Raw genomic sequence first — 22,246 nt, 5'->3', positions numbered from 1 at the left:
TCCATGTTATTGGGACAGCAGTGTGTCGTCTAGTGACTAAAAACACTGGCAGATCGGGAGGTTAGTGGATGAACATCTGGGGGCAGGAGGGTAGCGGGCTACGGCGCCGGGCATTGGAGCGCATTATCCGCTCGCGTTTCATTCTCGCCGCCGCGGCCTTCATCACCGCATTGACACTTAGCGTAAGTGAATCCTGGTGGTTGAGTTTTGCCGTTCTGATGCTCGTGCTGCTTGTCGTTGTGGTTGTATCTGCAGCGTTGCCGCGACCGGAAAAAGCTGCAACCCCGGATCCGGGGGACCCGGCAATTTTTCATTTGTCAGGTCAGCAACTGGCGGCTCAGCTGCCGGATCCGCTGATTATTTTCGATCATGAAGGGACTATTCTTTATGTCAATCCAGCGGCGAGCGGCGCATTTCGATCGGTGGAACGGGGCGGCGTTCTCATGTTGCATTTTCGCGCACCCGAAATGCAGACGCTGGTTCATTCGGTCATGGCAGATGGTGTGGCACGCACGGTAGACTACTTCGAGCGTGTGCCTGTCGAGCGCTGGTACAGTGCGACAGTCCTGTTGTTGGATCAAGCCAGAGCTGGCGATCGCCAATATCTCTTATCGTTCCGCGACCAGACAGAAGCGCGGCGGCTTGAGCGCATGCGATCAGACTTCATCGCCAACGCCAGCCACGAGTTGCGCACGCCGCTAGCGTCACTCTCAGGTTTCATTGAGACACTAAGAGGTCCGGCACGCAAGGACGAAGCTGCCCGCGATAATTTCCTGGAAATCATGCAAAAACAGGCCGAGCGCATGGCGCGGCTTATAGACGATCTCTTGTCCTTGTCCCGCATTGAGATGAAGGCACATATTGCGGTGAAAGATCAGGTTGATCTGGCAGCCGTGCTTAATCATGTTGCCGATTCACTACGCCCTGTCGCCGCCGATTTGGGTATCACTATCGAACGAGATATGGACCCGGCGCCAGTTAACGTGCTCGGGGATCGTGACGAACTCACGCAGGTGTTTCAAAATCTCCTGGAAAATGCTTGCAAGTACGGGCAGTCAGGCAAACGGGTCATTCTGGAGCTCAAGCAGACAGGTGATGTGACCAAGGTAACGGTGCAGGATTTCGGGCCGGGAATTCCCGATGAGCATATCCCGCGCCTGACTGAGCGATTTTACCGGATCGATGTTGAAACAAGCCGCGCGCAAAAAGGCACCGGTCTTGGACTTGCCATTGTAAAACACATTCTGACACGGCATCGCGCGCGTTTGGTCATCCGCTCGCAAGTAGGAGAGGGTTCGTCCTTCACGGTCGTCTTCGGTCCGCAAAAAGTGTAGCCGCCGACCTACGAAAAGGGCGCCAATTCGGCGCCTTTTTTCAACTCTGATGCGCCTGCACCTAGCGACGACGGCGATCCGAAGCTGGCTGATAGGCAAGACGCGAATGGTATGTGCAATATGGCCCGCCTTCGCCAACGTCATTGCCGCAGAAATTGAAGCCAGGCAATAATGGATCGCCGACCGGCCATTTGCAGGTGCGTTCACTAAGCTCGACCAATTCGAGTTTGCGCGAGATCGGCACGACAACATCAGTCACTGTCCGCGCAACCACAGGTACAATATCGGTGCTGTATTCGGCCTGTAGTGCTGTCGCTCCAACACTGCGATTTACAACCCGGCTCGACATGTGACCAACAGTTGCCCCGCTGCTCCGCTGGCTGCCGGATGCGGCTGTGTTGACCTTTTTGCTGCGTGTCTGCGACGAAGTTGTCTTGCCGCGCCCCGAAAGCTTTAGTCGGTGCACTTTGCCGATGACGGCATTGCGGCTTACGCCACCCAGTTGTGCTGCGATCTGGCTTGCACTCAGGCCTTCGGCCCAAAGTTTCTTCAGCTGCTCTACGCGCTCATCTGTCCAGTTCATTGTTCCCTAGCTCCATATGGGGCTTTGTTTTGTACGGCTTACAGACTGAATCCTTCCTCGCATCTGGATCACTCCAGATTGTATCAATACCATATCTATTCAGATGACGAGGACGCCGTACGAAATCTAGCTATTTCGTTTCCCAAGCTACAATATGGGATGACTCCGTGACAAGAGTCCGCCTTGGTTTGCAGGGGTGGTTTTTTTGGTTTTCCCCAACTTGCGCGTTAAACTGTTGCAAAAATGACGTTTTACGGCTTTGTCGACAAATCAAATAATACCAAGCTCTTGAGTCTGTCGGTTGAAATCAAAATACAGCAATATTTGTGATGTAAGTCTTTCGAACTGTTTATTTGACAATTGGAAACTGAATGATGATATTGCTGTGGTGTGGCCGCCCCCAAAAATGGCATTGTGGGGCGGCTTTTTGATTTAATCATTGCCGATATCCTTTAAGGGTCAGCAGTTGAACAGCAGGGTTACGGAGGCCCGAGAAAAATGACGGACGCAAACGCGCAGCCGCTATACGACACTTTTGCTCGTGCGGATTTGCGCTTTGAGCGAGGAAACGGTGTATGGCTGACGACGGAGAGTGGCGAAAACTATCTTGATTTTGCTGCCGGTATCGCCGTGAACCTGCTTGGCCACTCGCATCCGCATCTGGTCGAAACTCTGAAGGCTCAGGCTGAGAAGCTTTGGCATTTGTCGAACCTGTATGAAATTCCCGGTCAAACGCGCTTGGGACAGCGCCTTGTAGACAATACATTTGCTGACAAGGTGTTCTTTACAAACTCCGGTGCCGAAGCACTGGAGTGCGCCATCAAGACAGCGCGTCGCTATCACTATGTAAACGGCAATCCGGAACGCTTCCATATCATCACCTTTGAAGGTGCATTTCATGGTCGGACACTTGCGACAATCGCCGCAGGAGGACAGGCAAAGTACTTGGAAGGCTTTGGCCCCAAGGTTGAAGGTTTTGATCAGGTTCCTTTCGGTGACGAGAAGGCGTTGAAAGCTGCGATTGGACCGCAGACTGCGGCTATTCTTATCGAGCCGATCCAGGGCGAGGGCGGTGTGCGTCCTGTCGCCGACGAAGATCTGCGGGCCCTGCGCAAACTTTGCGACGACGAAGGCATTCTTCTTATCCTGGACGAAGTGCAATCAGGGATGGGCCGTACCGGCAAGCTTTTTGCCCATGAATGGTCCGGCATCAAGCCTGATATCATGGCTGTGGCCAAAGGCATTGGAGGCGGTTTCCCGCTGGGAGCATGTCTTGCAACAGCCGAAGCTGCAAAGGGCATGACCGCCGGTGTGCATGGAACCACCTATGGTGGTAATCCTTTGGCAATGGCTGTCGGCAATGCCGTGCTCGACATCGTTCTTGCAGACGGGTTCCTTGATCATGTGCAAAAAATGGCTTTGCTGATGAAGCAGGGATTGGCTTCCATTTCTGATCGCTACCCGGAAGTTATTGCCGAGGTTCGCGGACGTGGCCTTCTTGTAGGCCTTAAAGCCGTCGTTCCAAACACGATGCTGGTACAGGCACTGCGCGATGAGCATTTCTTGACCGTGGGGGCTGGAGACAATGTTATTCGTCTTCTACCACCACTGGTTGTAAGCGAAGAAGAAATGCGCGAAGCACTGTCGAAGATCGAAGCTGCTGCAACACGTCTTGCTCCTGCATCCAGACAGAAGATCGCGTGAGGATAATCCAATGACAATCAAGCAGGACCTCCGTCACTTTACGGATCTTTCGGCGCTTTCTTCGGGTGATTTGCGGCTTATTCTCGATGATGCGCGTGCGCGCAAGACCCGCCTCAAGGCCGGCAATATTGAGAAACCGTTCGCTGGCAAGGTGCTGGCGATGATCTTCGATAAACCTTCGACCCGTACCCGAGTATCTTTCGATGTTGGCATGCGTCAGCTCGGCGGTGAAACGCTTATGCTGACGGGCTCGGAAATGCAGCTTGGCCGTAGCGAGACTATTGCCGATACTGCCAAGGTTTTGTCGCGTTATGTCGATATTATCATGATGCGTACGACAACCCATGAGCGGCTCACCGAGATGGCCGAAAATGCCACCGTGCCGGTTATCAACGCGCTGACGGATGATACGCATCCTTGTCAGATCATGGCTGATATCATGACGTTTGAAGAACATCGTGGTCCGGTCAAGGGCAAGACATTTGCCTGGACTGGTGATGGCAACAATGTTTTGCATTCCTTGGTCGAAGCGGCGGCACGGTTTGACTTCAACCTGAATATTGCTACGCCGGAAGGCAGTGAGCCAGAACGGAAATACCTCGACTGGGCAAGGGATGCCGGGGGCAAGATCAAACTGACCACCGATCCCATTGCTGCGGTTGAAGGCGTAGATTGTATCGTCACCGATACCTGGGTCTCGATGGGGCAGGAAAATCGTGCCCGTGGCCACAACGTATTCATGCCATATCAGGTCAACGATGCATTGATGAAGCATGCGAACCCCGACGCATTGTTCATGCATTGTCTGCCCGCGCACCGGGGCGAGGAAGTCACGGATTCTGTCATTGACGGACCGCATTCAGTGGTTTTCGATGAGGCTGAAAACCGGTTGCATGCACAAAAGGCCATTCTCGCATGGTGTCTTGAAGGAGGGCGCCCCGGTGTCTGAATCATCAAGTTTTCCCGATGAATATGTATTTGCCGGCGATGATGCTGTAGTACCTTTCCAGGTTCAGGGCCTGGACGCACGTGGCCGTGCAGTGCAGCTTGGTCCCGCGCTTCATGACATATTGAGCCGCCATGAATATCCCGAACCCGTGGCTCAACTGCTGGCAGAGGCAATAGTCCTGACTGTTCTGCTCGGGACTTCATTGAAGTTTGAAGGCAAGTTCATTTTTCAATCGCAGTCAGACGGCCCGGTTGACATGCTGGTTGTTGACTTTCGCACGCCAAACTCGGTCCGTGCCTATGCCCGCTACGATGAAGAACGACTTGCTGATGCAATTGATGCAAACGAGCTTTCGCAAGTGGAACTCATGGGCAGCGGTACATTGGCGCTTACCGTCGATCAGGGCGAATATACGCAGCGATATCAAGGCATCGTGGCGCTTGACGGCTCCAATCTTGAAGAAATTGCGAAGACTTACTTTCGTCAGTCGGAACAGATTCCTACCGATTTGCGGTTGTCTGTCGCAAAGCTGATCGAGCGCGGAGAAGATGGAAAACCTGTTGAGCAATGGCGTGCAGGTGGCTTGCTCGTCCAGTTTCTCCCAGAGTCCGAGTTGCGCATGCGGCATCGTGATTTGCCTGCGGGTGATGCTCCAGATGGTGAGGCCGAGGATGGCGATGAACTCTTTGAGGACGATGATTGGGCAGAAGTAAAGGCTTTGGTTTCGACGATCGAAAGCTCAGAGCTTACTGATCCGCAAGTGGGCGCAGAGCGGTTGCTTTATCGCCTTTTCCACGAGCGGGGCGTCCGGGTTTTTGAGGCGGTAACGGTCAACGATGATTGTTCCTGTTCTCGGGAAAAGATTGCCGGTGTGCTTTCGGGCTTCACTGCTGAAGAAATCAACGACAGTATTGAAGAGGGTAAAATCAGCGTTACCTGTGAATTCTGCTCGACACAGTATGATTTTGATCCGGCAGAATTCCTGCCCAAAAACTAGAGAGCTTGCAATATGGAAATCAGGGACAGCAACGGCACCGAACTGAACGACGGCGATTCTGTAACCTTGATCAAAGACCTGAAGGTTAAAGGCACGTCAGAAACAATCAAGCGGGGTACCTTGGTCAAGAACATCCGCTTGAATGGCCGCGATGGTGAAATCGAGTGCAATACGAAGCAGGTAAAAGGACTCGTCTTAAAGACCGAGTTCGTCAAGAAGGCCTGACCTGCCGAGAGTTTAAGCTCGAAACTCGAACGTCATTTCATGTGCAATCGTCACGACGATCAATATGATAATAAAGGCGCTGACGATTAGCCACAGCGGCCATGGCCGTGTTGACTTTTTGGCCAGCAGACCGACGATCAATCCAGGCACGGCAACAAGTGCAACGAGCTGGCTGGCTGCTTCCGCGTTGGTGGTAAAGCTCGGAAGCCGAAACCCGAAAAAAAGCGCTGCAAGACCGACCAGCAAAGCGACAGCTGAGCAGCTAAGCGCCTTGATATAAGGCGATTGGGTTTTATTGGTTTCCTGCATCAGTTCCCCCATGGTCAATTTAATGTCCGAAATTGATCGGGAAGATCAAGCGAAAACGCTGGGATCTCTATGTTGAAGCGATCTCCGCCATTTGTTTGCATAACATAATATCCAGCCATCACACCCGAAGCCGTTTTTAGCGGACATCCCGATGAGTATTGAAAGCTGTCGCCGGGATTGAGAACGGGCTGCTCACCAATAACGCCAGCGCCGCTTACTTCTTCCACGTGGCCATGAGCATCGGTTATTTTCCAGTAACGCGAGCGCAATTGAACCGTACGCTTAGATTCATTGGCGATGGTTATACGATAACCCCACACATAGTGGCTCGCCGCCGGGTCGGACTGCTCCTCCAGATAAAAGGGTTCGACACTAACCTCTATGTCGTATGTCGTAGCTTTATATATTCCTGCTCTCATCGTGTGAGCATTCTCCATCTCATCCGGAAAGCATTACGCGCAATTGAAGTATCCCGCGATCAGTACAATCATCATGACTTATGTATTTGATATCACGGCTCAAAGCCGTGACGTCAACCTTCTCAATCTAAATCATTTGTGATCGCGGTCTGGGAGCTTCAATTGAGACAAACCGCGCCGGTTTCATTCCCGGCGCGACAGTTGTTTGATCAAAGAGCAGCCCTCAATGCAATGTCGAGATCTTCGATCAGATCATCTGCATCTTCCAGCCCGACTGACATGCGCAACAACCCATCGGAAATTCCAAGCTCTGCCCGCGCTTCATCGGTGAGATTCTTGTGGGTCGTCGTTGTCGGATGAGTAACAAGGCTCTTCGAGTCACCCAGATTGTTGGAAATCAGGATGATCTCGAGAGCATTCTCGAATTTGAATGCCGCCTTTTTGCCGCCCTTTACCTCAAAGGCAAGCAGCGTAGAGCCACCCTTCATCTGCCGGGAAATGATGTCGGCCTGTGGATGATCAGCGCGTCCGGGATAGATGACTTTCGAGACAGCTGAATGAGTGGAAAGGAAGTCTGCAATTTTTGCTGCATTTTCCGTTTGCTGGCGAACACGAACGGACAATGTTTCCAGGCCTTTGAGCATAACCCATGAATTGAATGGGCTGAGACCCGGACCTGTATGCCGGAAATATTCGTGCAGATTTTCGTCGATCCATGCCTTGTCGGAAAGGATCATGCCGCCGAGGCAGCGGCCCTGACCGTCAATGTGTTTGGTTGTTGAGTAAACGACAATATGAGCGCCGAGTTCGAGCGGCTTCTGGAATAGTGGCGTCGCAAAGACATTATCGACGATGAGCTTTGCGCCAACCGAATTGGCGACATCTGCCACCGCGCTGATATCAATGACTTCGAGCGTCGGATTTGTCGGGCTCTCCAGGAACAGGACCTTTGTATTCGGCCGAATGGCATTTTGCCAATTCTCAATTTTGGAGCCGTCGATCAAGGTGAAATCCACGCCATAGCGTGGCAATAGTGTCTCGATGATGTATCGACACGAACCGAACATGGCGCGCGCAGCCAATACGTGATCGCCAGCTTTGACCTGACAGATAATGGCGGCCGCGACCGCAGCCATGCCGGATGCAGTGGCTCTGGCATCTTCAGCGCCTTCGAGTGCGCACATGCGCTTTTCGAACATGTCAGTGGTCGGATTGGCATATCGGGAATAGATAAAGCCGGGCTCTTCGCCTTTGAAACGGGCTTCCGCAGCCTCCGCATTCGGATAGACAAACCCTTGTGTCAGAAAAAGGGATTCGGATGTCTCGCCAAAACCGGAACGGAGCGTTCCAGCATGAACGAGCTGTGTGGCAGGGCGGAGTGTGCGGGCAGTGTTCCCGATTTTTGTATCTTCTGGCATCGTCTTCTCAATCTGCCTGATCAGGCAATAAAAAACCGGCCTTGCGTGAATCGCAAAAAGGCCGGAACGATACCGGGCCTCTTTTAGCAAATTATTTTACGTGGCTGCAAGCCGGCCGGCCAAATCACCACGGGATAAAACTGCTTTAATCCTCTCTGGCGCTTGCGTCAACCGGGTGAAACGCTAAAGCTTTCGTCATGTTTTACGAGGTTGAACGGCTAACATGAGCAGACAAGCGGGCATTCTTGCCGATAACGGTATCAAAGCATTGTATCAGGCGGGGTCGCTAAAGACTGCGCGGGATTTTGACAGCGATCAGATTCAACCGGCAAGTCTTGATCTGCGGCTTGGAACAAAGGCTTATCGGGTTCGCGCCAGTTTCATGCCTGGGCCCGCAACGGCGGTCTTGTCGAAGCTGGAACGCCTCAAGCTGCATGAAATTGATTTAAGCGAGGGCGCAGTGCTGGAAACCGGCTGCGTCTACATTGTTCCGCTTCTGGAAAGCTTGGACCTGCCACCGAATATTTCTGCCTCGGCCAATCCAAAAAGCTCTACTGGCAGGCTCGATATTTTTACGCGCGTTATTGTCGATGGCGCGCAGGAATTCGACAAGGTGCCAGCCGGTTATAAGGGGCCGCTTTACCTTGAGGTCAGCCCTCGTACCTTTCCTATTGTCGCAAGAGCAGGCTCAAGGCTGTCACAGATACGTTTTCGTACGGGCAGAGCGCAACTGGAAGAGGTGGAGCTGACAGCACTCCATACCAATGAAACATTGGTGGCCTCCGACACGCCGAATATATCCGGCGGAGGGATTGCACTTTCCATCGATCTGACAGGCGATGCAAATGGGCTCGTTGGCTATCGCGGCAAACACCATACGGGCGTTGTCGATGTCGACAAACGCGGGGCTCACGATCTATTCGATTTCTGGGAACCAATTCATGATCGCGGCGCACGCGAACTGGTGCTCGATCCAGACGAGTTCTACATTCTGGTTTCTAGAGAGGCGGTGCATGTACCGCCGCTTTATGCGGCAGAAATGACGCCTTTCGATCCACTCGTCGGCGAGTTCCGCGTTCACTATGCAGGGTTCTTCGATCCGGGCTTTGGACATACCGCTGCTGGAGGGACGGGCAGCCGCGCTGTGCTGGAAGTCCGCAGTCATGAAGTGCCTTTTATCCTTGAACACGGCCAGATCGTCGGGAGACTGATCTACGAGCACATGCTGGAGCGTCCTGGCGCCCTTTATGGTACGGACCTTGGTTCAAATTATCAGGCCCAAGGCTTGAAACTCTCCAAGCATTTCAAATGAGTGGGAGATGCTAAAGACCAGCTTGACAAAGCCGGGCTCAGGCGATCCTGATGGGATCGTGCGGGTGTAGCTCAATGGTAGAGCAGCAGCTTCCCAAGCTGAATACGAGGGTTCGATTCCCTTCACCCGCTCAATTAGAAATTTATTTCTAATATCCAGCATATAGTAAAATATCGTACTAGTAAAGATAACTTTTTGTGGATTTGAATTAGATATTCTGTCGATTTTTAGTTAAAAATTTCAAGAGTTAAATAGGGTGACGGTATCGTAGGCGGTATTAAAACCTGTAACATATCCGATACCGTCCGACGCAAAATTGCCCTTCAGCGTGTGGTGCTACCTACTCTCACCTGCTTAGAAACTTCCCGCTAAAATTCCTTTGGTTTGAACTCTGTTCCTTTTTATCCACAATCATTATCTCATCTCGCGGCAATGCAATTGACCCACGTTATATTTTGGAATATTAATTAATTTCTAGAATAATAACGTGGATGGCCCTATGCCTAAGAATATGATCATTGAAGAACCTCAAGTTGCATCATTTCTAAACGGTCTTCGCCTGCCTAAATCTGTGCTACTTGAAATTTTATCCAAGACTGCTGGCGAAACTGCGAATGTTAATAAGAACGATCCCGCAACTGTCCGCGGATTTGAATCTTGGCGATGGGGAACACGGTTTTGTCGCGAGAACGAAATTCTTCGGTCTAAAGGCTGGGTTGCATGCGATCACAAGCAGATCGACGGAATTAGAAATGACGACCTTCGAGTTAAGCTTGTGATTTGCAACATGAGCGCAAACGCAGGAAACCCAAATCCTACTAAAGAGCCAAGGAATGTGAATAAGAAAGGTGCTGGCAACTGTTTTCTTATTGGTGGGAATAGTGCGCAACTCACCATGGGATTTCCATTGGACCAGCCTGTTAACCCAATTGAACTCTATGATTTTTGGTATTTTGGTATCCATGTCACGGAAAGCCAAGTTTCGGCGGAGATATGTCGTGCTGATTCAGAGATCGGTGGTTTCATAACATCGTTGTCAGATCGAGTTATTATAGCCCGTCCTGGAGAACTCCCCGGGCTAGGCGCCTATGTGCCGATCACAGAGGATTTTGCAGAAGTGCCATCACCGTCTGTTAAGCGCAAACAAAAATAGTATCATGATAAATCCCCAAAGGATTGGTATCGCACGCAGACGGCGGGCGATGAGCAAAACTGAACTCGCGGAACTTGTCGGCGTGTCTCCTAACTCAATTATTCGCTACGAGTCAGGTGAAATCACACCCAGCGATGAGAATCTAAAGAGGCTTGCAGATATATTATCGTTTCCGGTCGGTTTTTTTGCCGGGGAAGATATCGATGAACCACGCCGTGATAATGCTAGTTTTCGAGGAATGGCGAGCAAGTCGGCAAAGATAATGGACGCCGCTCTTGCTTCAGGCACTCTAGCGTTCATTTTAGATGATTGGGTTGGAAGTGAATTTTACAGGTCAGAAGCTAATCTTCTCGATTTACAGCACGAGGCTCCAGAGACCGCTGCAATGTTGATGCGTCAACATTGGAGGCTCGGCGATAAACCAATCAAGAATATGGTGCATCTGCTCGAAGCAAATGGGGTTAGAGTCTTTTCTTTAGCGGAAAATACTAAAGCTGTGGACGCGTTCTCTCTTTGGCGGGACGATGTTCCATATGTTTTCCTGAATAGATTTAAGTCTGCAGAAAGAAGCCGATTTGATGCGGCTCATGAGCTTGCACACTTGTGTATCCACAAACACGGAGGTGCTCACGCCGAGTACAAGGAAAGCGATATTGAGAAACAAGCAAACGAGTTCGCCGGTGCATTCTTGATGCCAGAATCTGACGTCAAGTCAGTCTGCGATAAGCCTATTTTTAGCGTCGATCAACTCGTTAGGTATAAACGAAGATGGAGAGTTTCTGCTGCGGCGCTGAATTATCGCGCTAATCAAATAGGGCTTATACCTACCAGCCGCAGTAACAGCAATTATGTGGAGATGTCTCGAAGAGGCTGGTTGAAGAATGAGCCGGAAGGCATTCTTAGAGAGCAATCATTTATTTGGCAGGAAATTATAAATGACCTCAACACACGAGGGATCACTAAAACAAAGATCGCCGAAATAATTAAAGTTCCTGCAACTGAAATTGAGGCTTTGTTATTTGGTCTGGCTAATATGCTTGCTATTGATGGGCAGGGCAGTACCACTCCTAGGCGTGACGTCAATTTGCGCTTGGTTAAAAACGAACATTAGGCAATAGGGGGCTGATTGAAAACGTGACTCAAGCCAATTTTGAGCATGAAGTTAGTGAAACGTGTCTCAGAAGGGCTCTCAAAAGCTCTCAAAATCTCACAAATTTGTCGGTATCGGTGACGGTATCGACAAAGTCCACAACGAAAATCCTATAATTAAAACAAATGGTTGTCTCTTGCATGGGGTTCCTCTTCACCCGCTCCAACTCTAATGATGCAAGCTTGCCCCCCCTTCTTGATTGCAGTGGGCAAAGGCCATAAGAGTCATCGACGATAAATAGCGAACACCGGAGTTCACATGTCAGAACGCACAAACCGTTTCTTGGGAGATACGCCGGGAAGGGTATTGCTGAAACTGATCATCGTTTCGCTGGTTGTCGGTGTGGTCATGAGCGCCTTCAATTGGTCGCCCATGGATATCGTCTATGGAATTGAAAACTTCATCCGGCGCATATGGAATCTTGGGTTCGGCGCGATTGAGAGCTTTGCAGCCTATCTGCTACTTGGGGCTGTCGTTGTCGTCCCCTGTTTCATCATATTGCGGATTCTGAATTACCGCCGGTAGAGTAAAATTCGCCGGGAAGTGAGCAGCAACGTGAAGCAGCCATAATTGAGCGATACCCGCATTCGCTCAATATTTAAGGGGTGCTCATGCCAAACACCAATTTCGAAATTTCCCGTCGCCGTTTCATCAGTCTTGCTGCCATGGCAACGCTGCTCCCTGTGGCCGCCTGCCAAACAATCGGATCTGCGGGAAATGGCACCGGTGCCTCCGCTTCGGCCAGTACAAACATCAATAATATCCGTACAGGTAACGGTGTCTCAGGGCTGGTGAGCGATTCTATACTGGAACGCGCTGCCGGACAGCAGGCAGTCTATATGGCGAAAGCCGGACGCATGGTTCACACCACCGGCTGGGGAAAAAGCTTCGGGGCGCGGGTTAAAGGTAATGAAATTCATGGTGCCGCCGCTGAAAACATCGCAATGGGGCGCATGGATATTGACCGGCTCTTTGCAATGTGGATGGCGTCCCCACCGCATCGCCGCAATATGTTGGATGCGCGCTTCAAACGATATGGGTTGGCCTATGCCGAGGCAAATGGTGGCACCGGGGAGCGGTACTGGGCGCTTGTACTCTCAAGCTGACCACGACAATAGCAATTGGTCTGGCAACGTCAGGCGTGCGGTGGCATAGAGGTAGCAGCTATTCCCGCTTGCCCTGGTGCCCCACAAATGATCGATACGCCACCTGTCAGCCATTCTAAAACTGTCCGCCCTTTTGAGGTAACGAACCGCCTGATGTTGGCGATTACTATCCCGGTGATGCTGGCATCGCTGACGACACCTTTGCTGGGACTTGTCGATACCGCCGTGGTCGGTCAGTTTGGCGATCCACATTTGCTGGGCGGTCTGGCGATTGGCGCTTTGGTCTTCGATTTTCTGTTCTCGACCATGAATTTCTTGCGCGCTGGCACAACCGGGCTTGTTGCGCAAGCTATGGGGCGGCACGATAATGTTGAGCAACAGGCAGTCTTCTGGCGTGCGATGGGTATCGCCCTGATTGTGGGACTGTTCTTTATAGCGGCAACGCCACTTATTCTTCGCGCTACCATCAGTTTCATGAATCCAGACAAGGCAATCGCTGATGCCATGTCGACATATGTATCAATCCGGATGCTTTCCTCGCCCATGGCGCTCGGAAATTTTGTGGTGCTCGGCCTGTTGCTGGGGCAAGGGAAAGCTATGCAGGGACTCTATCTCCAGTTCCTGCTCAATGGCATCAATGTTGTCATGACCATCTGGCTCGGATTGATTCTCGGATGGGGCGTTGTCGGCATTGCATGGGGGACTGTGCTCGGGGAAAGCATTGCGCTTCTTGTCGGGCTCACGCTCATCTACAGGCAGTTTCGTGCCATACCCAATCCATCGCGTGCTCGTATCTTTGATATGCATGAGATTTGCAGGATGTTTGCCGTCAACCGCGATATCATGTTGCGTTCTTTCTTTCTGTTGATCGCATATGCCTATTTCACTCGGGCAGGCACGGAAGCTGGCGCTATAACGCTTGCGACAAACGCAGTTCTGATGAATTTTCTGCTCGTCTCTGGCTATCTGATCGACGGCATTACCACAGCCGCAGAACAGATTTCAGGGCGGGCCGTCGGAGCGCATTACCGGCCAGCATTCGATCGTGGCATAAGGCTGTCATTCCTGTGGGGCATGGTGCTTGCATCCATCATGGCGCTGTTTTTCCTGATCTATGGGAACGCTATTGTCGCGATCCTGATCAAGTCTTCAGACGTACAGGCTATGGCAGCGCGATATATGCCTTGGGCAGCACTGGCCCCTGTCGTCGGTTTGCTGGCGTTTCACATGGATGGTGTATTCATCGGCGCAACCTGGTCACGCGATATGCGCAATATGATGATCCTGTCTCTAATAGGCTATTTCATCGCCTATCTCATATTGCCGATCTATTTCGGCAATCACGGACTTTGGCTGGCCTTGCATCTGTTCTTGGGGTTGCGCGGAATATCACTGTTATACATTCTGCCCAGCAGGGCACGCGTACAGTTTGCCAATTAGTCCAGGGGCCTTCTCGCCGCCCAATCCTTGACATCGCGGTCACGCAAATCAGCAAGATTGGCGATACCTTCCCTGCGTATGATTGCCGAAATTTCCTTGATGATCTGGCCAGGAAGCCCTGGGCCTTGGTAAATCATGCTTGTATAAAGCTGCACAAGATCGGCGCCTGCGCGGATCTTGGTGATTGCCGCCGTGGCACTATCGATTCCGCCTACGCCTATAATCGGAAGACGGGTGCCAACCCGCTGGCGCATCTTGGCGAGTATGATTGTCGAACGTTCAAAAACAGGACGGCCTGAAAGACCGCCGGATTGGGCCGCATTGCTGGTATTTTTCAAACCGGATCGGGCTAATGTCGTATTGGATATGATAAGCCCGTCAAGCGGATGCAAGGCAATTTCCGCCGCGATATCGTCAAGGCTGGCATCGGGCAAATCCGGTGCGATCTTCAGAAAAACGGGTCGTTTGCTACCAGAACGCGCAGCGAGATCGTCACGCACTTCCAGAACTTTGCCAAGCAACTCTTTCAGGCTGTCCCGGGTTTGCAAATCCCGCAAGCCCGGCGTGTTGGGAGATGAAATATTGACAGTGAAATAGCTTGCAAGATCATGGAACTTGCGGATTCCCGCTACATAGTCGGCAACACGATCCGAGGAATCCTTATTGGCACCGATATTGACGCCCACAATTCCGCCGCGCCCCCGTCTTTCATTGAGGCGCTGAAATGCAGCATCATGCCCGCCATTGTTGAAGCCAAGGCGATTGATCACGGCCTCATCTTCAACAAGACGGAAAATGCGTGGCTTTGGGTTGCCCGCTTGGGGCAGCGGCGTCAACGTTCCGACTTCAGCAAAGCCAAATCCGAGTTTGAGCAAGGCATCGGGAATCTCGGCGTTCTTGTCATAGCCAGCCGCCATGCCAAGCGGGTTGGGAAATTCGAGGCCGGCCACGCTAACACGCAATGCCGGGTCGTTGATCGGGGCACAGGCTGGGACTAGGCCGGTCTTGAGCGCCTTGATCGAAAGGCCATGGGCGTCTTCCGGATCAAACTTGAACAGAAGCTTGCGACCGATTGATTGAAACAGGCCGCTCATGCCGGTAGCTCTGGAAATACGTGTTTGCCATCACTGCCGAGAGGCAGCGGCTTTACCCATTCTGCGGCATCAAGCGGCAATATCGCATAAAGATGAGGGAAGAGGGCTCCACCGCGGGACACTTCAAATTTGAGAGCCTGGCCAAGTCTGTCGGCGCGCACAGCGACCAGAAGCAGGTCATCTTGCCCGGCAAAATGTTTGTCAGCCGTTTCCCGGGCTTGCTCTGCCGTCGAAAAATGGATGTAGCCATCGGCATGGTCGATGGGCGCCCCATCGAACACCCCCTTGCTTTCAGCGGCTTGCCAAAGTGTACGCGGTGCAATCTTGTAAATCATTTGTGTCATTGCAGATTTACTAGACGCAAAACCGCCACGCGCAAAGCGTAGACTGCGATCGAACACAGAAATATCAGTCGATTCTGGATTTTTGGCGTATTGTTTGCTCATGATGATCGATTGCAAAAGCTGGGAGAATCTCAATGTCACGCACACTCGCACCATTCACCGTTCTTGCTGTTGCATCGCTGTTTGCAATGCCAGCAACAGCACAGGAAACCACAAATTACTCGCTTGAAAAAACTGCAGACGGTTATGTCCGGATGAATAATAAGACGGGTGAAATGTCGATCTGCCACGAAAAGCTTGGCCAACTGGTGTGCAAAGTTGCAGCGGAAGAACGCACGCTTTACGAAGAAGACATTGCAGACCTGAAGGCGCGCGTTGCCAAGCTGGAAGATACAGTGGCAGGTATGGGTAAGCTTCCGCCCGTGGTTCGCGATAATCTTCCTTCAGATGAGGATTTCGAAAAGGGCCTGAACTATATGGAAAAATTCATGCGGCGTTTCATGGGGCTGGCCAAGGAATTCGAGGGGGAAGACAAGGATGCGCCATCAAATCCAGCTATTCCGCAGAAGACCTGAAGCCTCCTGATTTTGACAGGAAGTTGGCAGTAGGCACTGTGTATTGAATCACGTTTGTTCTTGATTTGTTCTGCAACTTCGTGCACTTTATCGCTTGGAATTCTTCTCTGGGAGCGATGAAATGTTTGCCGTACCAACATTGATTGGAGAGGTTTCGATCAGGCTTTTTGTGCGCCATGGCGATCAGCAGGACGCACTTGATTTTTATGAGAACGTATTTGGTGCGAAACTGGTCGGTCGTCCTTACTTGCATGATGGTGTGATGATTGCCGCCGAAGTACGTATGGGTGAATCAGTGATTATGATTGTGGGAGCCAACCCGAAACGTGATGCTGATGCCTCGCTTGGTGGCCCTCGCTCTGCCCATGCTATTGGCGCGACACCTGTTATGCTGGATATCCATGTGGATGATGCGGATCGGGTGATGCATCATGCAATCTCGGAAGGTGGAACAGCGCGCAATGAAGTGGAGACGCTTGAAAGTGGTGATCGCGCAGGCGTGCTGATTGACCCATTCGGCCATATTTGGGTAATCAAGTCGCGCCGCAAGCATCTGGCGGCGTGATCAGGCAGGAAATGGTAGTCGGCCACTGATACAGCCGACTATATCGATATCAAGTGGCAAAGCGTTTGGTTGCCGCTACAAGCTCGTGCACTATCCCCGGTTCGCTTACCGCATGTCCCGCGTCTTCCACGATGCGCAGGTCGGCTTCTGGCCACACCTTCTTCAAATGCCATGCGTTCAGAAGGGGGGTACACATGTCATAACGGCCATGCACGATGATTCCTGGAATATCGCGAATGAGATGTGCATTGCGCAGGAGATGGTCGTCTGTGTCGAAAAAACCCTTGTTCTGAAAGTAATGGCATTCGATACGTGCGAAGGCGATGGCAAAATGATCAGCAGCAAAGGCATCCGCACGTGCAGGATCAGGCAATAAGGAGAGTGCAGAACCTTCCCAGCGTGCCCACAGCTTGGCTGCCGCCAGACGCACAGCTTCATCGGGATCGGTCAGACGCTTATAATAAGCCGCGATCATGTCGCCGCGCTCATCTTCAGGGATATGCTCCTGATAAGCTTCGAAGCGATCCGGGTATATGATGCTGGCTCCGTTCGAATAGAACCAATCGATCTCGAAGCGACGAATAAGGAAGATGCCGCGCAAGATAAGTTCGGTTACTTTGTCAGGGTGGGTTTGCGCATAGGCCAGAGCAAGTGTCGATCCCCATGAGCCGCCGAACACCTGCCATTTTTCCACGCCAAGATGGGTGCGAATACGCTCCATATCAGCGACCAGGTCCCACGTCGTATTCTCATTCAACTCGGCATAAGGCGTTGATTTTCCGCAACCGCGTTGGTCAAACAGAATAATACGATAAAGCTCAGGGTCATGCAGCCGACGCATGGTGGGATTTATACCACCACCCGGTCCGCCGTGAATCATGATGACAGGTTTGCCATCAGGATTACCGCACTCTTCCACATGAATTGTGTGCAAATCGGACACTTCCAACATCTGTTCCGAATAAGGTTGCGCCTCAGGGTAGAGAGTATGTGTAATCATCCAATTCTACTTTCAAACTATTCCCCACAATAGGATAATCGCTTGGGATTAAGATTTTAACAAGGCATTTCGTTTCCTCGTCTATAGTACGTTTGAGTAGGACGCAGTAAAATTGTCAGATGTAAAAATCAGTTGATATATCAGGTGAATTGGATTTAGTCGTTAGAATTAGATATTTCGCATTATAACTGCTGTTATTTTTGATACCAAGGATCGTTTGAACTATGAAGTATACATTTGTCATTGTGGATGATCATCCCTTGTTTAGAGGCGCATTGAAATTGGCGCTTTCCTCTTCGGGCGAGCAAGTGGAAATCATTGAAATTGGCGATCTTGATGGTGCCAAGCGTTTGATTGAGACGTCGGCTGAGATTGATCTCGTATTATTGGATCTCTCGCTCAATGGTATAGGCGGAATGACGGGCCTTATGACCTTGCGTGCGCTTCAGCCACTTGTTCCAATAGCCATCGTCTCAGCGACGGATGATCCGGTAACCATCCGTGCTGCACTTGGACTGGGCGCCTCCGGGTTCATCTCCAAATCATCAACACCTGATGTCATTAATACAGCAGTACAAACCATTCTTGAGGGGGGCATTTGGTCCCCATTGGATGGAAACGAGGAAGGCGAGTTGGATGCCGATCTAGCCGACTTGATCCGGTGCATTCGCAAGTTGACGCCCCAGCAGGCACGAGTGCTCGATATGATGGCTGACGGAATGCTAAACAAACAGATCGCTCATGACCTGAATGTGTCAGAAGCGACGATCAAGGCACATGTCTCTGCAGTACTCTACAAGCTAGGCGTAGAGAACCGTACACAAGCCGTTATCAGGCTGGCTCGATTTAAAGATGAGATGCAGCCGACTGAACTGCCACAGACAAGCATTCAATAATCATTCGGCCGCGATGTTTTGATGGAAATGTGAAAGCAGAGCTCTCAATATGGCAGGCCTCACGGGCTTGTTAATCAGCGATACACCCAATGCAGCTGTTCGGTGTTGGACTTCTTCAGATCTGTCAGCTGTAATCAATGCTGCATCAATATCCTTGCCGTAATGTTCTCTTGCAGATTGAATCAGATCGAGTCCGTTTTCCTCCGCAAGATTATAGTCAGCCAGAATAGCATCAGGGGGCATTGGGTTTTCAAAACAATATTCGTTAACTGCCTTGCCCGTTCGAAAACCCACTGTGGTGCAACCCCACGCATTCAGAAGTTCTTCTAAACCAGCCAGCGAGTCCGCGTTGTCGTCAATGCAAAGTATGCGCATATTGGCGAGCGTACTTGTGGGACGTGGGATGGGGGATGTCTCACCGGAGGACAGTGCAAGTTTGTCCGAATGCGGTAGCGTAACTGAAAAGATGGAACCCTTGCCAACGGCCGAATGCACGTTGATATCCAAGTCAAGTATTTTGCCAATCCGTTCCACGATAGACAGACCAAGGCCAAGACCGTCCGATTCTTTCATGCCTTCCGACAACCGTGCAAACTCATGAAAAATATAATCGAGTTTTGATGGGGCAATGCCTATGCCCGTGTCACAGACACTAAGCTGGGCAGATTGGCCGCGTTTACGGATGCCCACCAGTATTTTGCCGCTTCGGCTGTACTTAATCGCATTGGAAATGAGATTTTGGATCAGACGTCGCAACAAATTACGATCCGTTGCTACGATAGCGGAGGTTTGAACGACGCGAAGATCCAGCCCTTTTTCGCGTGCGGCAGGAGCAAAATCCCTCGCTATCTGCTGCAGTAGCGGATCAAGGCGAAATACAGAGATAACAGGTTTGAGCGCACCTGTGTCCAGTCGGGAAATATCGAGAAGCGCGCTGATTATGGATTCCACAGCTTCCAGCGATGAGTCGACATTTTGTATCAGTTCTTTCTCACGCAAGTCGCCCAGCCGTTCAATCAATGCGGACGAGTATAGGCGGGCGGCATTCAAGGGCTGAAGTATATCGTGGCCGGCATCAGCCAAGAACCGCGTTTTCTCGGTATTGGCTTCTTCTGCGCGCTTTTGAGCTTTCGCCAGTTGTTGATTTGCCAATGTCAGCTCGGTCGTGCGATCGCGCACCCGCTGTTCGAGTGATTCATTCGTTTGCCGGAGTAGTTCGTCGGCACTAATGATCTCGCTTATGTCGGTGAAAGTAGTGACCAATCCGCCATCCGGCATGGCGTTAGAGCGAATTTCGATTGTTTTCCCGCTTTTTCTAAGCTTTACCCGCAGCGGTTCCTTTGCATTGATAAATGTATCTTTGGTGGCCGGGTATTGCACGTTTGAGATATCGCCATGGCGAAAGAGTGCCACAAGAATCCGGTCAAGGGATGTCCCCATTCGCTGTTGTTCTCTGGGCAGATCCAGAATGAGCTGAAACTGCAAATTCCAGCAGCTCAGGCGGTATTGGCTGTCGAAGACGCCAATTCCCTGATCCATCTGGTCCAATGCGGTTTGCAGAAGTTGGCGGTTCTGCGAGAAGGCATCAGTTGCGTGATCGAGCAGAATTTGTGCTTGCCGTTGTGCTGTGCTTGCCGGGCCCATTGCGAGAGACAGGATCAGTCGGGCTGAGGGGGGCCAACGATGCCGGACAAGAACTGCTCGGAAAAATGCATGGTGTTAAAGTCGGCGGGTTCATCATCGCCCAATGTCATATTCGATTGTTTGTGGAAGTTGTTGAACGCAAGTTCTGTCTGTGTGGTACCAATATATTTGGCCAGTGTGGCCTTTAGCTGTTTGACGGTTACATTGGACTCCAGACTATTAAGCGCATTCTTTGAAAGAACCTTATCTGCAATAAATATTGACGCTTGGATGCGTTCGCTCGGAGTAGCGGTTCGGGAAATCGATCCGACTACGAAAAGTGCAATGTTTACCAACAACGTCCAGACGAGACCATTGACGAAATGGGACGCATCAAGGCCAAACAAAGCCTGTGGTCGCAGAGCCATGATCCCGAACGGGCCATCGATAAGAAAGCTGGCATCCATTGGTAAAAGGCTCGGTAGAACCATTGTGTAGAACCAGATGGCCATGCCTCCAAACGTACCAAGGAAGACGCCGCGCGCATTGGCGCGGCTCCATAGCATTCCACCAAGGAAAGCCGGTGCAAGCTGAATCATGGCCGTAGCGGAGATCAGTATCAGCGATGCAAAGTCAACGTGGACAGAGAGGACAAATTGATAGCCGAATGCGGCCAGAAGAATTGCAAAAACAACGATGCGACGAAGCCTGAGTATGATTTTTGAAAAGTCCTTGGCTGCATTCGTGCTCACTGATGCCCGCTTGAGCAAGAGCGGCAACAACAGGTCATTTGAAATCATGACGGATAGCAATATCGAAGGAAACAGCATTATCGTCGCCGCTGCAGCCGATCCCCCTGCAACTCCGACTATTGCTAACCAGGATTGTTCTGCGGCAACAGGCAACGCCAGAAAATAGAAATCGACTGGAGCATCTGCCGGAAGAACAATCGAGCCGACAATCGCTATCAGAAAAGATAAAAATCCCGAGGACCAGCATTGTCGCCGGAATGAACCAGCGTGCCATGCGAAGCTCACTGTCATTCCTGTTTTGAACAATTATGAGATGAAATTGACTGGGCAGAAGAAATATCGAGAACATTCCCACTACAATAAGACTGACAAAATCTCCGATGGAAAAGTCGGGTTCAAGTGCAGCTATTTGGTCTTGATTGGTGGAAACTATATCAAAAATGTCTGAAGGAGAGCCGAATAGCCAAGTGGCCGTTGCCATTCCAATGGATAATATTGCTACATACTTGATCACGGTATCCAAAGCCAAACTGTGGACAATTCCGTTGTAGCGCTCTGCCGATGGATTGGATCGACCACTGTAAAAAACAATGAATGCAGCGACCAATCCAATAGACAGAAATGGAATGGCAAGGTGGCCAGTGTGCTCTTGGTCCATTTGCGGCGTGTAGGCGCCTGCCAGCACATCAAACAGATAGTGGATGGAGCTCATCTGCAAAGCAAAATAGGGGATGAGCCCAACGGTTGTGATTGAAGTCACGATCGCTGCGACTAGAAAGCTCTTGCCGTAACGTGCGCCAATCATATCGGAGATGGAAGTGATGCCTTCGCTGCGGGCCAGCTGCCGCAATTTGAGCAAGAAGGGAAAGCCGATAGTGAAGATCAGCAGAATTCCCACATAAAGCCCAATAAACTCAACGCCGTGCAGCACAGCGTAACCTGTCGAGCCATAATAGAGCCAACTGCTGCCGCTTGCGGCAATTGCAAGTGAGTATAGCAATGGACGGGGTCGATTAATCGTCGCTTCGCTCTGACGATCAGCAATATAGATTGTCCAGAATTGTATTGAGAAGTAGAGAATCGCAACGATTATCGCGGTCCAGCTCGCCATTCGCTATAACCTCGCATTCTACCAAAACGCTGAATGATCTAAGCTGGAGCAAGCATGTCAGCCGCCAAATCAGCTGTAGAAACATTCAACCGGTCTATTAATTAATATTCAAATTCTGTTACTGTCACGTTAGGAATAAAGGCTATCTGGGACGGATGGTTCGCATTATCACACAATACTGGAGAGT

Annotated in this window: 24 protein-coding genes, 1 tRNA gene and 1 riboswitch; of the genes, 15 read left to right on the top strand and 10 right to left on the bottom strand. The window is 51.0% G+C overall.

The window, feature by feature from the left end:
* The first annotated feature begins 68 nt into the window (after nt 1–68).
* On the top strand, nt 69–1,334 hold the full coding sequence (phoR, locus tag ACYJL1_RS16520) for a phosphate regulon sensor histidine kinase PhoR (RefSeq protein WP_460896384.1): 1,266 nt from the start codon (nt 69–71) through the stop codon (nt 1,332–1,334).
* Nucleotides 1,335–1,395: 61 nt separating this feature from the next.
* On the opposite strand, the gene ACYJL1_RS16515 is transcribed toward phoR, so the two are convergent.
* On the bottom strand, nt 1,396–1,917 hold the full coding sequence (locus ACYJL1_RS16515) for a GcrA family cell cycle regulator (protein ID WP_460896383.1): 522 nt from the start codon (nt 1,915–1,917) through the stop codon (nt 1,396–1,398).
* A 498-nt stretch (nt 1,918–2,415) separates the two neighbouring features.
* Here ACYJL1_RS16515 and ACYJL1_RS16510 point away from each other — a divergent pair, with 498 nt between their 5' ends.
* The 4 genes from ACYJL1_RS16510 to ACYJL1_RS16495 are packed head-to-tail and all read left to right on the top strand — an operon-like array spanning nt 2,416 to nt 5,792.
* Entirely contained in the window at nt 2,416–3,621 is a 1,206-nt protein-coding gene (locus tag ACYJL1_RS16510) for an acetylornithine transaminase (protein WP_460896382.1), read from the top strand.
* Nucleotides 3,622–3,631: 10 nt separating this feature from the next.
* Complete coding sequence (argF, locus tag ACYJL1_RS16505; RefSeq protein ID WP_460896381.1) at nt 3,632–4,570, top strand: ornithine carbamoyltransferase; 939 nt, start codon at nt 3,632–3,634, stop codon at nt 4,568–4,570.
* Nucleotides 4,563–5,567, top strand: coding sequence for an Hsp33 family molecular chaperone (locus ACYJL1_RS16500; RefSeq protein ID WP_460896380.1), 1,005 nt, complete (start codon nt 4,563–4,565; stop codon nt 5,565–5,567). Before argF ends, ACYJL1_RS16500 begins: the two co-directional genes overlap by 8 nt.
* 12 nt (nt 5,568–5,579) lie before the next feature.
* Nucleotides 5,580–5,792, top strand: a complete 213-nt coding sequence (locus tag ACYJL1_RS16495; protein WP_460896379.1) for an alkylphosphonate utilization protein — start codon at nt 5,580–5,582, stop codon at nt 5,790–5,792.
* Nucleotides 5,793–5,804: 12 nt separating this feature from the next.
* Here the strand turns inward: ACYJL1_RS16495 and ACYJL1_RS16490 are convergent, their stop codons facing one another.
* The 3 genes from ACYJL1_RS16490 to ACYJL1_RS16480 form a co-directional block, all read right to left on the bottom strand.
* On the bottom strand, nt 5,805–6,101 hold the full coding sequence (locus tag ACYJL1_RS16490; RefSeq protein WP_460896378.1) for a hypothetical protein: 297 nt from the start codon (nt 6,099–6,101) through the stop codon (nt 5,805–5,807).
* Nucleotides 6,102–6,115: 14 nt separating this feature from the next.
* Entirely contained in the window at nt 6,116–6,508 is a 393-nt protein-coding gene (gene apaG, locus ACYJL1_RS16485) for a Co2+/Mg2+ efflux protein ApaG (protein WP_460898085.1), read from the bottom strand.
* A 221-nt stretch (nt 6,509–6,729) separates the two neighbouring features.
* The gene (locus ACYJL1_RS16480) at nt 6,730–7,938 is read right to left on the bottom strand and encodes an O-succinylhomoserine sulfhydrylase (RefSeq protein WP_460896377.1); all 1,209 of its coding nucleotides are present in this window, start codon (nt 7,936–7,938) and stop codon (nt 6,730–6,732) included.
* A gap of 61 nt (nt 7,939–7,999) precedes the next feature.
* Nucleotides 8,000–8,079: riboswitch (SAM riboswitch) on the bottom strand.
* A gap of 82 nt (nt 8,080–8,161) precedes the next feature.
* Here ACYJL1_RS16480 and ACYJL1_RS16475 point away from each other — a divergent pair.
* The 7 genes from ACYJL1_RS16475 to ACYJL1_RS16445 all read left to right on the top strand — a co-directional run bounded on the left by ACYJL1_RS16475 (nt 8,162) and on the right by ACYJL1_RS16445 (nt 14,099).
* Nucleotides 8,162–9,250: a 2'-deoxycytidine 5'-triphosphate deaminase gene (locus tag ACYJL1_RS16475; protein WP_460896376.1), complete on the top strand. Its 1,089-nt coding sequence runs from the start codon at nt 8,162–8,164 to the stop codon at nt 9,248–9,250.
* A 60-nt stretch (nt 9,251–9,310) separates the two neighbouring features.
* A tRNA-Gly gene (locus tag ACYJL1_RS16470) sits at nt 9,311–9,381 on the top strand.
* Nucleotides 9,382–9,749: 368 nt separating this feature from the next.
* Entirely contained in the window at nt 9,750–10,403 is a 654-nt protein-coding gene (locus ACYJL1_RS16465) for a hypothetical protein (protein WP_460896375.1), read from the top strand.
* 49 nt (nt 10,404–10,452) lie between these two features.
* Complete coding sequence (locus ACYJL1_RS16460) at nt 10,453–11,514, top strand: helix-turn-helix domain-containing protein (protein ID WP_460896374.1); 1,062 nt, start codon at nt 10,453–10,455, stop codon at nt 11,512–11,514.
* Between the two features lie 297 nt (nt 11,515–11,811).
* A complete protein-coding gene (locus tag ACYJL1_RS16455; RefSeq protein WP_460896373.1) occupies nt 11,812–12,078 on the top strand; it encodes a DUF6460 domain-containing protein in 267 nt (88 codons plus the stop codon).
* Nucleotides 12,079–12,164: 86 nt separating this feature from the next.
* On the top strand, nt 12,165–12,659 hold the full coding sequence (locus ACYJL1_RS16450; RefSeq protein WP_460896372.1) for a CAP domain-containing protein: 495 nt from the start codon (nt 12,165–12,167) through the stop codon (nt 12,657–12,659).
* Nucleotides 12,660–12,746: 87 nt separating this feature from the next.
* A complete protein-coding gene (locus tag ACYJL1_RS16445; protein ID WP_460896371.1) occupies nt 12,747–14,099 on the top strand; it encodes an MATE family efflux transporter in 1,353 nt (450 codons plus the stop codon).
* Here ACYJL1_RS16445 and ACYJL1_RS16440 read toward each other — a convergent pair.
* Both ACYJL1_RS16440 and ACYJL1_RS16435 read right to left on the bottom strand, forming a co-directional pair.
* Entirely contained in the window at nt 14,096–15,193 is a 1,098-nt protein-coding gene (locus ACYJL1_RS16440; protein ID WP_460896370.1) for a quinone-dependent dihydroorotate dehydrogenase, read from the bottom strand. The genes ACYJL1_RS16445 and ACYJL1_RS16440 overlap by 4 nt on opposite strands.
* Nucleotides 15,190–15,537 (bottom strand): DUF952 domain-containing protein, encoded by a 348-nt coding sequence (locus ACYJL1_RS16435; protein WP_460898084.1) that lies wholly within the window; start codon nt 15,535–15,537, stop codon nt 15,190–15,192. Before ACYJL1_RS16435 ends, ACYJL1_RS16440 begins: the two co-directional genes overlap by 4 nt.
* 134 nt (nt 15,538–15,671) lie before the next feature.
* On the opposite strand from ACYJL1_RS16435, the gene ACYJL1_RS16430 reads away from it, so the two are divergent.
* Nucleotides 15,672–16,112: a hypothetical protein gene (locus tag ACYJL1_RS16430; RefSeq protein ID WP_460896369.1), complete on the top strand. Its 441-nt coding sequence runs from the start codon at nt 15,672–15,674 to the stop codon at nt 16,110–16,112.
* A gap of 121 nt (nt 16,113–16,233) precedes the next feature.
* On the top strand, nt 16,234–16,677 hold the full coding sequence (locus ACYJL1_RS16425; protein ID WP_460896368.1) for a VOC family protein: 444 nt from the start codon (nt 16,234–16,236) through the stop codon (nt 16,675–16,677).
* A gap of 49 nt (nt 16,678–16,726) precedes the next feature.
* On the opposite strand, the gene pip is transcribed toward ACYJL1_RS16425, so the two are convergent.
* Nucleotides 16,727–17,677 carry a prolyl aminopeptidase gene (gene pip, locus ACYJL1_RS16420; protein ID WP_460896367.1) on the bottom strand — a complete coding sequence of 317 codons (951 nt, stop codon included), beginning with the start codon at nt 17,675–17,677 and terminating at the stop codon, nt 16,727–16,729.
* A gap of 224 nt (nt 17,678–17,901) precedes the next feature.
* On the opposite strand from pip, the gene ACYJL1_RS16415 reads away from it, so the two are divergent.
* Nucleotides 17,902–18,573 carry a response regulator transcription factor gene (locus ACYJL1_RS16415; protein WP_460896366.1) on the top strand — a complete coding sequence of 224 codons (672 nt, stop codon included), beginning with the start codon at nt 17,902–17,904 and terminating at the stop codon, nt 18,571–18,573.
* Here the strand turns inward: ACYJL1_RS16415 and ACYJL1_RS16410 are convergent, their stop codons facing one another.
* Genes ACYJL1_RS16410 through ACYJL1_RS16400 form a run of 3 tightly spaced genes read right to left on the bottom strand, consistent with a single transcriptional unit; the run spans nt 18,574 to nt 21,879 of the window.
* Nucleotides 18,574–20,217: a hybrid sensor histidine kinase/response regulator gene (locus tag ACYJL1_RS16410; protein WP_460896365.1), complete on the bottom strand. Its 1,644-nt coding sequence runs from the start codon at nt 20,215–20,217 to the stop codon at nt 18,574–18,576. It lies immediately after the preceding gene.
* Between the two features lie 14 nt (nt 20,218–20,231).
* Nucleotides 20,232–20,948: a hypothetical protein gene (locus tag ACYJL1_RS16405; protein WP_460896364.1), complete on the bottom strand. Its 717-nt coding sequence runs from the start codon at nt 20,946–20,948 to the stop codon at nt 20,232–20,234.
* Between the two features lie 34 nt (nt 20,949–20,982).
* Nucleotides 20,983–21,879 carry an SLC5/6 family protein gene (locus ACYJL1_RS16400; protein WP_460896363.1) on the bottom strand — a complete coding sequence of 299 codons (897 nt, stop codon included), beginning with the start codon at nt 21,877–21,879 and terminating at the stop codon, nt 20,983–20,985.
* Nucleotides 21,880–22,246: the final 367 nt, after the last annotated feature.

Source organism: Phyllobacterium sp. K27 (assembly GCF_054796155.1).
Note: the sequence above shows the minus strand (reverse complement) of the source record. Positions and strands in the feature narration are given on the sequence as shown.

Coding starts and splice junctions, on each gene's coding strand:
- ACYJL1_RS16490 (WP_460896378.1), bottom strand. CDS start 6,101: ATGCAGGAAACCAATAAAACCCAATCGCCTTATATCAAGGCGCTTAGC.
- ACYJL1_RS16495 (WP_460896379.1), top strand. CDS start 5,580: ATGGAAATCAGGGACAGCAACGGCACCGAACTGAACGACGGCGATTCT.
- ACYJL1_RS16450 (WP_460896372.1), top strand. CDS start 12,165: ATGCCAAACACCAATTTCGAAATTTCCCGTCGCCGTTTCATCAGTCTT.
- ACYJL1_RS16430 (WP_460896369.1), top strand. CDS start 15,672: ATGTCACGCACACTCGCACCATTCACCGTTCTTGCTGTTGCATCGCTG.
- argF (WP_460896381.1), top strand. CDS start 3,632: ATGACAATCAAGCAGGACCTCCGTCACTTTACGGATCTTTCGGCGCTT.
- ACYJL1_RS16475 (WP_460896376.1), top strand. CDS start 8,162: ATGAGCAGACAAGCGGGCATTCTTGCCGATAACGGTATCAAAGCATTG.
- ACYJL1_RS16460 (WP_460896374.1), top strand. CDS start 10,453: ATGAGCAAAACTGAACTCGCGGAACTTGTCGGCGTGTCTCCTAACTCA.
- ACYJL1_RS16410 (WP_460896365.1), bottom strand. CDS start 20,217: ATGGGCCCGGCAAGCACAGCACAACGGCAAGCACAAATTCTGCTCGAT.
- ACYJL1_RS16455 (WP_460896373.1), top strand. CDS start 11,812: ATGTCAGAACGCACAAACCGTTTCTTGGGAGATACGCCGGGAAGGGTA.
- ACYJL1_RS16425 (WP_460896368.1), top strand. CDS start 16,234: ATGTTTGCCGTACCAACATTGATTGGAGAGGTTTCGATCAGGCTTTTT.
- ACYJL1_RS16435 (WP_460898084.1), bottom strand. CDS start 15,537: ATGACACAAATGATTTACAAGATTGCACCGCGTACACTTTGGCAAGCC.
- ACYJL1_RS16480 (WP_460896377.1), bottom strand. CDS start 7,938: ATGCCAGAAGATACAAAAATCGGGAACACTGCCCGCACACTCCGCCCT.
- ACYJL1_RS16440 (WP_460896370.1), bottom strand. CDS start 15,193: ATGAGCGGCCTGTTTCAATCAATCGGTCGCAAGCTTCTGTTCAAGTTT.
- ACYJL1_RS16415 (WP_460896366.1), top strand. CDS start 17,902: ATGAAGTATACATTTGTCATTGTGGATGATCATCCCTTGTTTAGAGGC.
- ACYJL1_RS16465 (WP_460896375.1), top strand. CDS start 9,750: ATGCCTAAGAATATGATCATTGAAGAACCTCAAGTTGCATCATTTCTA.
- ACYJL1_RS16515 (WP_460896383.1), bottom strand. CDS start 1,917: ATGAACTGGACAGATGAGCGCGTAGAGCAGCTGAAGAAACTTTGGGCC.
- ACYJL1_RS16510 (WP_460896382.1), top strand. CDS start 2,416: ATGACGGACGCAAACGCGCAGCCGCTATACGACACTTTTGCTCGTGCG.
- phoR (WP_460896384.1), top strand. CDS start 69: ATGAACATCTGGGGGCAGGAGGGTAGCGGGCTACGGCGCCGGGCATTG.
- ACYJL1_RS16445 (WP_460896371.1), top strand. CDS start 12,747: ATGATCGATACGCCACCTGTCAGCCATTCTAAAACTGTCCGCCCTTTT.
- pip (WP_460896367.1), bottom strand. CDS start 17,677: ATGATTACACATACTCTCTACCCTGAGGCGCAACCTTATTCGGAACAG.